The organism is Collinsella sp. TF05-9AC (assembly GCF_003438495.1).
Taxonomy (GTDB): domain Bacteria; phylum Actinomycetota; class Coriobacteriia; order Coriobacteriales; family Coriobacteriaceae; genus Collinsella.
The window spans coordinates 36,064-37,138 of sequence record NZ_QSSH01000014.1; the positions used below are offsets into that span (position 1 = coordinate 36,064).

Sequence of the window (1,075 nt, forward strand, 5' to 3'; positions counted from 1 at the left end):
CGGCTGTGGGCTTTTTGGTGCTCATGGCCAACGCCACCATGCAGGCACAGGGCATCCTGTCGATGCTGCCCGTCGCGGTGATCTTTGCCGCCGCCATGTCCGGTTGGTGGATCGCCTGGGGTCGCACCGAGACTGCCGCGAGCGCCACGCTCACCTGTGCACTCGCGCTTGGCTGTCTGACCGGCAATACCTTCCTGGCAGCTGGGGTCGCCGCCGGCGTCGCGTCATTTTGGCTCGGCCCGGCAAGCGCCGCCGCGGCAACGGGCATGGGCGCGCTTTTTGCCCGTCTGGCCACGGTCGCGCTTTCAGCCGGAGGCGTGCTGGGGCTCGGTAACGTTGCCGCAGCGCTGGGAGACCCGCTCCTTTGGGCTGCCTTTGTGCTGGTCGCGGCAACTGCCGCGGCGTCATCTGCGCTGCTCAATGCCCATGCCAAGCGTGCCGATCAGGGCTCAAACCTTGCCGCAATCGCCGCCATCATTGCCACCGGCATCGGCTGCTCAGCGGCGTCCTGTCTTGCACACCATATGGAAATTGCCAGCCTTGCAGCCGCGGTCATCGCCAAGGCGGCGGTTGCGGGAATCCTATCCTCTATAATCGTTGGGATATGCCTATATTTGCTCGGATACCAAAGAACCTATACGGAGAGTGATCTTTCGTGAACTTCCTGAACATCTTCGAGGACCACGTGGCCGGCATCTTCGGTGCCACCCGTGCCCCGTTCTCCTTTAAGAAGCTTGCCAAGCAGGCCGCTCGCGACATGGAGGATCAGACTCTGGTGATTAACGGCGTCAACACGGCGCCGGCACTCTATACCATCCTTATCGCCGCCGACGACGATCCCATGCTCGCCCCGTTCTACCCCGAGCTTTCGCGCGAGGTCCGCGAGTTCGTGAAGGCGCAGGCCGAAAAGCGCCGCTATGTCTTTGTCGGCGAGCCCCTCGTGCGCTTTATGATCGATCCACAGCTGCGCGCCGGCAAGTTCTCGGTCTTTGCCGAGAACGTCGATGCCCCCACGCTCGGCCGCCTGTACGAAGAAGAGCGCGCCTATCAGAACGGCCTGGGCCAGAACAACTCC

The 1,075-nt window shown here is 63.2% G+C and carries 2 protein-coding genes; both read left to right on the forward strand.

Annotated elements, in window-relative coordinates:
- A partial coding sequence (locus DXC52_RS10130) for a hypothetical protein (protein WP_199409471.1) occupies positions 1-659 on the forward strand: 659 nt, incomplete at its 5' end.
- The coding region (locus tag DXC52_RS05470) for an FhaA domain-containing protein (RefSeq protein WP_117746479.1) at positions 656-1,075 on the forward strand (420 nt) is incomplete at its 3' end. The genes DXC52_RS10130 and DXC52_RS05470, both read left to right, overlap by 4 nt.